We start from the raw sequence: 8,338 nt of genomic DNA on the forward strand, positions 1-8,338 counted from the left end.
TTTATCCATGTTTCTATATCTAATTCTTTTAACTCTTCATATAACTTATATACATTTTCTAGTTTACCAAGGTCTGAAACCTTTATAATAACATCAAGTTTCTCATTAATGCCTTTAACTTCAGCTTTTAAACTCTCAAGTTCTACTTTTCTTCTTGCAACCACAACTAAATTTTTGCCTCTTTTTGCAAATTCCTTTGCTGCTTCTCTACCTATTCCTGTACTTGCACCTGTAATAACTGTATATTTCATTTTAATTTCCTCCTTAGTTTCTTATAATTTCATTTTTCCTATTTGTTATTCTTAATATACACCTTAGAGCTTACTCTAAGTCAATATCTTTTTTTTATTAATTTTATGATTTATAATAACATCATAAAAGTGAGGTGATTATTCTATGTATTCAATTAAAGATGCATCAGACATAACCAATGTAAGTTCCTATACGCTTAGATATTACGAAAAAGAAGAAATATTATTTCCAAAGCGTGATATACAAGGAAATAGAATTTACTCAGAAAATGATATCAAATGGATTAAATTTGTTATTCGACTAAAAAATTCTCAAATGCCAATTTCAAAAATCAAAGAATATACAAGATTATTCAAAGAAGGTGAACACACTAGCAGTCAAAGACTTTCTATTTTAGAAGAGCAGCAACAAAATATATTACATCAATTAGAACTACTCCAAATAGTTAATAAAGAACTAGATTATAAAATTAAAAACTATAAAGAAATACTAAAAAAGGCAAACCTCAAATAGGTTTGCCTTTCATTAATATTGAACTATAATATCTAACTTAAATTTATCTAAATTCTTCTATTCTTATAAGGTTATCAATTTTTTTAACTTCTTTAATTTCATATATATTATCAATTGTATGAAGTATTGAACCTTCTGTTGTATGGTGAGTTTCAAGAACTAATGTTACATATTGCCCATTTCTTCTTTTACCTCTTTGAATTATAGATCTTATACTTACTTCATTATCTCCAAATGCCTTAGTTAATGAACCTAAAACTCCAGGCTCATCAAGAGTTGTAATTCTCATATAATATCTACAAACTGTTTCACTTATATCTTTAATATTCTTCTTCCAAAGATTATTCTTAACAACAGGTATATCATTTTCATGATCAACATTACTTCTTAATATAGAAATTATATCACTCACAACAGCACTTCCAGTTGGTAAATCTCCTGCTCCTCTACCATAGAACATAAGCTCGCCTACTGCATTTCCTTTTATAAATATAGCATTAAATGCATCATATACATTTGCAAGTGGATGAGTTGCTGGAATCATTGTAGGGTGAACTCTAAGTTCAAGACCTTTCTCATCTTCCTTAACAGTTGCAAGAAGTTTTATTCTAAGTCCAAGCTCTTTTGCAAATTTAATATCTTCTGATGTTATACTTGTTATTCCTTCTCTATAAACATCTTCAACTTCAACTTTTGTTCCAAAAGCAAGTGATGCTAAAATAGCTAATTTATACTGTGCATCATAACTTTCTATATCAGATGTTGGATCTGCTTCTGCATATCCCTTATCCTGTGCTTCTTTAAGTGCTACATCAAACTCCATATCTTCAAGTTCCATCTGACTTAAAATATAATTAGTTGTTCCATTTATAATTCCATACATTTTTTCTACTTTATTAGCAGTAAGACTATCATTTATACTACTTATAATTGGAATTCCACCTGCAACACTTGCTTCATACTGAAACTTAACTCCATGTTTATCTGCTTCTTCAAATAACTCATCACCCATTTTAGCAAGAAGCATTTTATTAGCACTGACAATATGTTTTCCATGCTTAATAGCTTGTAAAATATAGTCTTTAGCTGGTTCTATGCCACCCATAAGCTCAATAACTATCTTAATATCATCATCTTCTATGATATCTTTATAACTTGTTGTTAAAAGTTCCTTTGGAACTTCCACACCTCTTGCTTTTTGCATATCTCTTACTAATATTTTAGCAATTTCAACATCATAGCCTGAACGTTTTCTAATTTCATCTCTATTTGCCTCAAATATTTTCCAAACACCACGTCCAACATTCCCCAATCCTAGAAGTGCGATTTTAATCTTTTTCATTTTTTCAGCCCCCTTATTTTAAAATACCCCAAAGTTAATTATCTTAAAATTATTATATACTTATATTACCATTTTTACCACACTTTTGAAAAATAAAAATACAGATGTATTTCACTGGTGAACTCTTCGACTTTTATAGACAAAAAATCCCCACTCAATACCTGAGTGAGGATTAACTTTATATAAATGCTCCTATAAAAATAATTAATATTAAAACAGGCGTTATATATTTTACTGTAAATAATAATGCATTTGCTATCCATTCATTTTTTAATGTACCATTATTAGTTATCTGCTTTATAAAGAAATCTTTTTTTACATAGTAGATTGCAAGAATACACATCAAAAATGCATTTATTGGAAGTAAAAATAAACTTACGAGCTTATCATAAAAATCAAATATAGTGAATCCAAATATACTCACACCTGCAAGTGGAGCTGTTGGATGTCCTGATAATGCTGCAAGAGAACCAAAAGCTATAATAAATATAACATTAAATATTTGTGATTTCTTTCTATCAATTTTAAATTCCTCTGTTAATGTAGCTGTTAAAACTTCTATTAAAGAAATCATAGCCATAGTTGCTGCCATTCCTGTAAGAATAAAGAATAATACTGTTAGAACTGTCCCCCCTGGAATCCCTGCAAATATTAATGGTATTGTTTCAAATAATAATCCTGGTCCACTTGTTGGCTCAAGTCCAAATGAAAATACAGCTGGGAAAATTGCAAGTCCTGCAAGAACTGAAACTCCCGTATCTGCTAATGCAACTTTAGCTCCTGTTGCTGGTAAATTATTATCATCAGTATAGTAACTACTATATGTAACCATTGTTCCTGTTCCAACACATAACTTAAAGAATGCAAGTCCCATAGCTGCAATAATAACACCTAAATTAATCTTAGAAAAATCAGGCTTTAATAAGAATTCCACGCCTTCCATTGCACCCGGAAGCATTAAACTTCTAACAACACAGAAAAGTAAAAGTGCTATAAGAACTGGCATAAGAGTTTTTGTAAGTTTTTCTATTCCCTTTTTAACTCCACATGCAAGTACTCCACAACCTACAACTATTGCTACAAGCTGCCACATAATTGCACTTGTAGGATTTCCAGCTGTCTTAACAAAAACATCTGAAACCTGTGCTGGATTCATGCCATTAAATAAGCCTGTCATTGCCTTAAATATATATGAATAAACCCATCCTGCAACAGCTGTATAGAAAAATAATATACAACTTGTTGCTATGATTCCAATTATCCCTATTGCTTTAAATACTTTTTTATTAGTAAAGCTTTTTATAGCTCCATAAATATTTTTCCTTGTTCCTCTTCCTACTGCAAATTCAATAACTAAAATAGGAAGCCCTATAAGTAATACACACATGAAATAAACTAAAATAAATGCTGCTCCACCATTCTCCCCTGTAATGTATGGAAAAAGCCATATATTCCCAAGACCTACCGCCGAGCTAAGTGTAGCTAAGAATACTGCTAGTCCTGAAGAAAATTTTTCTCTTCCTTTTTCAGTTTTAACTGACATATTTTATCCCCCCTTAAAATTATGTTTTTTACATTATATACTAAAAACTATCATTTTATCAATACATTTACGGTTTTACCCTACTTTTTATTCGTTTTATAGTGAATATTATTTCACTTTAATAATATTTCATCCATTTTATTAGTAAATAGAAAAAAACAGTCTAGTTACACTAAACTGCTTTTTCTTACTTTTCATATAAATTAAAATTAATTATATCTATCTTTCCATCACTTATCCTTGCACTCCCAATAAATAATATATCGTTATCTATAACAACATTAAATTCTATTTCATAGACTTCTACAAGGTCTCTATTCTCTAGCGATATTATATCTATATAATCAATATTAAAATTTCCATTATGAAGCTCTACTAACTTTTTATTTATATATGGTTTTAATAAAGCTTTCAAAACTTCTATTTCTTTTCTTTTATATTTTAAATGACTTAAGTCTTTTTCCTTCAAATAATCATCTATATTCCCCCAATTTTCTACCCTATTATAATAAGGGAGAGAACTATTAAAATATACTATAACTTTTGAATACTGCAATATTTCATTAGCCTTTATAAATTTGCTTTCTGCTTTTATAAGTTTTTTTATCTTATCAGCTAATTCTTCTCTTATGTTTAAATCTCTAATTGCAACACATTGAATGTTTTCATCATTTTTTATATTTACGTGAAAATACAAAGTATATTTATCATCCCATAATGCCCATTGTCCAATTAATTCATTGCCACTATTATCAGTATTTCTTGAATCAAATCTAAGTCCGACAATAAGTCTACTTACTTCTTCATTTTCTAAAAAAGTATATCTTCTATGATTTATTGGTTCAACTTCATTAACGCTCCCAATATATTTACACCTAACCGCATTTAAATTATTAGTCATTTATCTCACCCCACAATTGTTTACTTCATACCAATATATGATTTACTGTACAACTTGTGAGTAAAGATAATATTTGTACTGTTAAGTTTTCTTAATCTCTACCCTAATATCTCTCTTGCAATCTTAACAGATTCCTTTGCATCTCTTGCATAAAAATCTGCACCTATCATCTGTGCATAATCCTCTGTAAGCACTGCTCCACCTACAAATACAGTTGTTTCTATCCCTGCTTCTCTTATAGCTTTTATTGTTTCTTCCATACTTACAAGAGTTGTTGTCATAAGTGCACTAAGCCCTACAAGTTTTATATTTTGAGCTTTTGCTACCTCAACAACTTTTTCAATTGGTACATCTTTCCCAAGGTCTATAACATCATACCCATAGTTCTCTAAAATAACTTTAACAATATTCTTTCCAATATCATGAATATCACCTTTCACAGTTGCTAAAATAAGCTTTCCTTTACTAATTTTTTCAGCACCACTTTTAAGTATACTTTCTTTTAAAACTTCAAAAGCTCCTTTTACAGTTTCTGCCGACCTAATTAATTGTGGTAGGAATATTTCACCCTTTTCATATTTTTCACCAACGATATCAAGTGCTGGGATTAAATCATCATTAACTATATCAAGTTCAATTTTTCCACTTTGTAAAAGTTTCTCTGTCGCACCTTTTGCTTCATCCTTTAAACCTTTTACAACTATAGTTAATAAATCTCTTTCTCCACCTATACTCTCAACTTTCTTACTTTTGTCTTCACCTTGATTTCCACCATATATATTTATAAAGTTCTCTGAATCAACATCTTCATTACTTAAAACTTTAAATGAATGTACAACATCCATCATCCCTTTAATATTAGGATTCATAATAGGCAAATCAAGTCCTGCACCAAACGCTAAAGTTAAAAATGTTTCATTTATAAGTTTTCTATTAGGAAGTCCAAATGATATATTTGAAACTCCAAGAAGTGTTCTAACTCCTAACTTTTCTTTAACCATTGAAACAGCCTTTAAAGTTTCCTTAACTTCTTTTTGCTGTGCTGATGCTGTCAAAACTAAACAATCTATATAAATATCTTCTTTTTTAATTCCATAACTCCTAGCTCTATCAATTATCTTTTCTGCAATTTTAACTCTATCCTCAGCTTTTGGTGGTATCCCATTTTTATCAAGGGTAAGCCCTATAACTGATGCACCATATTTTTTTATAATAGGAAGAATAGTATCCATAACTTCATCTTCACCATTTATAGAATTAACAATAGCTTTCCCATTATAATATCTTAAAGCACTTTCTATAACATCAGCTCTTGTTGAATCTATTTGAAGTGGAACATCTAATATTGATTGTATCTCTTTTATAACTCTTATCATCATTTGTTTCTCATCTATCTTTGGTAGCCCTACATTAACATCAAGAATATCTGCACCAGCCTCAACCTGCTCAATTGCCTGATTAAGTATATAGTCCATATCTTCATTGATTAGGGCTTCTTTAAAAAGCTTTTTACCTGTTGGGTTAATTCTCTCACCCACAACTCTAACTCCATTTATCTCCACAACTTTTGATGGTGTACATAAAGCATTCTGAATAACATGCTCTCTTTTTTCTGGAACTCGCCCATTTAAAAGTTCTTTAATTTCACTAATAAATTCTGGAGTTGTCCCACAACATCCACCAATTATTGTTGCTCCAAGCCCAACAAATTTCTCTGCTCCCTTTGCAAACTCTTTAGCAGAAACATTATAAACAGCCTCTCCATCAACTATATCTGGAAGTCCTGCATTAGCTTGAACTATTACTGGCAAATTAGTATATTTAACAATTTCATCAACTACACCCAAAAGTTGATCAGGTCCAAGAGAACAATTCACTCCAATAGCATCAACTCCAAGCCCTTCTAAAGTTAAAACCATACTTTTAGCACTACAACCCGTAAAAGTTCTACCATTCTCCTCAAAGCTCATTGTAGCAATTACAGGAATGCTTGTATTTTCCTTTGCAGCAAGAACCGCAGCCTTTGCTTCATATAAATCTGTCATTGTTTCAATTATAAATAAATCTGCTCCTGCTTTTTCTCCTGCTATCATTTGATTTTTAAAAATATCATAAGCCTCATCAAAACTTAAAGTTCCCATAGGCTCAAGCATTTCCCCAATTGGTCCAATATCATGTGCTATGTATACTTCTCTATTACCTATAGCTTTTTTTGCAATCTCTATAGATTTCGTAACAATTTCAGTTACAGTAAATCCTATTTTCTTTAATTTTTTTTCATTAGCACCAAAAGTATTTGTTGTTAAAATATCAGCCCCTGCATCAACATATTCTTTATGCACCTCATATATTTTATCAGCCTGTTCTATATTAAAAATTTCTGGATTTTCTCCAAGCTTTAACCCTTTCTTTTGTAACATTGTTCCCATTGCTCCATCAAAAATTAAAAACTCACTTTTAATTTTTTCTCTAATCCCCACATTTAACACCGTCCTTTCTAAATTTACAGCTCTCATAGTTCAAACAATTAGCACAAGTTCTTTTTATCTTTTTACTCTGATTATTCTTAATACCAAGAATTGCAGTTACAGATTTTCTAGGAATCAAAAGATTACTGCTACTGACAGTTAGTCCTATAACTCTCCTAGCATTCAAAGCATCTAAAAAGTCACCCTGAATTTCAAGCCCTAAATCTCCATACCCTGGGCTATATCTAAAACTAAGTCCTTTATTTTCTTCTTTATATTTATTAAATATATCTTCTTCAATTTTATCACAAATAGCCTCAACATAAGCTGTTGCAATAGAATCTAAAATTACTGTTTTAGTCATATTTACTCTCTGATTAAGCCTTATAAGTCTTTCAATATCTGTTCCAAGTGTTACTGCCATTAGTACTACTTTATCACAATTATCAAGGCACTTATAAATATCATCACCAATTAACTTTAATTTAGTTCCTTCTATATATATAACTTTATTTTCTCTTCTAATATTATAAGTTTCAAAGACCTGCTTTGGATGAACCTTCTCTAAAACTTCTTTTATACTACTATCAATTAAACTATTTAAATCCTCATCTATATCTTGTCCCTTATGACCTAAATATCTTAAAACTTCATTTTTATCTATCATATTAAACACCACTTTCAAAAAAGAAGGCTACCTTATAAAAGATAGCCTAAAGATTTAACCATATATTTCTGTTGAAAATCCTTTTTTTAATGCTTCTTTTGCATATTCTTTTGCTCCAAAAAGTGATAAATCTTTATAATTACCACATTGAATCTCATTTGCTGCTGGAATTTCTGTTGCTTCTAATACAACTTTTAATGCCTTTTCAAGTCCATCCATTATAACTTTTGCATCTTCTTCTCCCCAAACACTTAAATAAAATCCTGTTCTACATCCCATTGGAGAGATATCAATTATATTTTTTATTTCATCTCTTAAATAAGTTGCTAAAAGATGCTCAAGCCCATGCATTCCAGCCGTTCCAAAGCTATCTTTATTAGGTTGTAAAAATCTTAAATCATATTTACTAACCTTATCTCCTTTTTCACCAACAAGTGTACAACACTTTCTAACATATGGCGCTCTAACTAATCTGTGGTCTAATTCAAAACTTTCTACTTTTTCCATAACTATCTCCTCCTAAACTACTTTTCTATTTACTGATGTAACTATTGAATTTATACTCTCACTTATCTTGCCTGCAACATAAGCATTATTCATTGTGTAAAGATGTATTCCATCTACTCCACTAGCTGTTAAATCTATAATTTGC

The 8,338-nt window shown here is 30.1% G+C and carries 8 protein-coding genes and 1 pseudogene; 1 reads left to right on the forward strand and 8 read right to left on the reverse strand.

Annotation, left to right across the window (positions count from 1 at the left end):
• On the reverse strand, positions 1-251 hold a 251-nt coding region (locus tag Q0V15_RS09965; protein ID WP_297438554.1), incomplete at its 3' end, for an SDR family NAD(P)-dependent oxidoreductase.
• Positions 252-396: 145 nt separating this feature from the next.
• Here Q0V15_RS09965 and Q0V15_RS09970 point away from each other — a divergent pair.
• Positions 397-765, forward strand: coding sequence for a MerR family transcriptional regulator (locus tag Q0V15_RS09970; protein ID WP_297438556.1), 369 nt, complete (start codon positions 397-399; stop codon positions 763-765).
• A 43-nt stretch (positions 766-808) separates the two neighbouring features.
• On the opposite strand, the gene Q0V15_RS09975 is transcribed toward Q0V15_RS09970, so the two are convergent.
• From Q0V15_RS09975 to Q0V15_RS10005, 7 genes and pseudogenes are all read right to left on the reverse strand, one after another.
• Positions 809-2,107 carry a homoserine dehydrogenase gene (locus tag Q0V15_RS09975; RefSeq protein WP_297438558.1) on the reverse strand — a complete coding sequence of 433 codons (1,299 nt, stop codon included), beginning with the start codon at positions 2,105-2,107 and terminating at the stop codon, positions 809-811.
• 178 nt (positions 2,108-2,285) lie between these two features.
• Positions 2,286-3,650: a sodium-dependent transporter gene (locus Q0V15_RS09980; protein ID WP_297438561.1), complete on the reverse strand. Its 1,365-nt coding sequence runs from the start codon at positions 3,648-3,650 to the stop codon at positions 2,286-2,288.
• Positions 3,651-3,837: 187 nt separating this feature from the next.
• Positions 3,838-4,551 (reverse strand): staygreen family protein, encoded by a 714-nt coding sequence (locus Q0V15_RS09985; protein WP_297438563.1) that lies wholly within the window; start codon positions 4,549-4,551, stop codon positions 3,838-3,840.
• A 98-nt stretch (positions 4,552-4,649) separates the two neighbouring features.
• A complete protein-coding gene (locus tag Q0V15_RS09990; RefSeq protein ID WP_297438565.1) occupies positions 4,650-7,031 on the reverse strand; it encodes a homocysteine S-methyltransferase family protein in 2,382 nt (793 codons plus the stop codon).
• Positions 7,021-7,686: a methionine synthase gene (locus Q0V15_RS09995; RefSeq protein WP_297438567.1), complete on the reverse strand. Its 666-nt coding sequence runs from the start codon at positions 7,684-7,686 to the stop codon at positions 7,021-7,023. Before Q0V15_RS09995 ends, Q0V15_RS09990 begins: the two co-directional genes overlap by 11 nt.
• A 54-nt stretch (positions 7,687-7,740) precedes the next feature.
• On the reverse strand, positions 7,741-8,193 hold the full coding sequence (locus Q0V15_RS10000) for an S-ribosylhomocysteine lyase (RefSeq protein WP_297438569.1): 453 nt from the start codon (positions 8,191-8,193) through the stop codon (positions 7,741-7,743).
• Positions 8,194-8,205: 12 nt separating this feature from the next.
• Positions 8,206-8,338: pseudogene (locus Q0V15_RS10005) on the reverse strand (methylenetetrahydrofolate reductase [NAD(P)H]); the annotation flags it as partial.

Origin of the sequence: uncultured Clostridium sp., from assembly GCF_947036855.1 — a bacterium.
Classification (GTDB): Bacteria; Bacillota; Clostridia; order Clostridiales; family Clostridiaceae; genus Sarcina.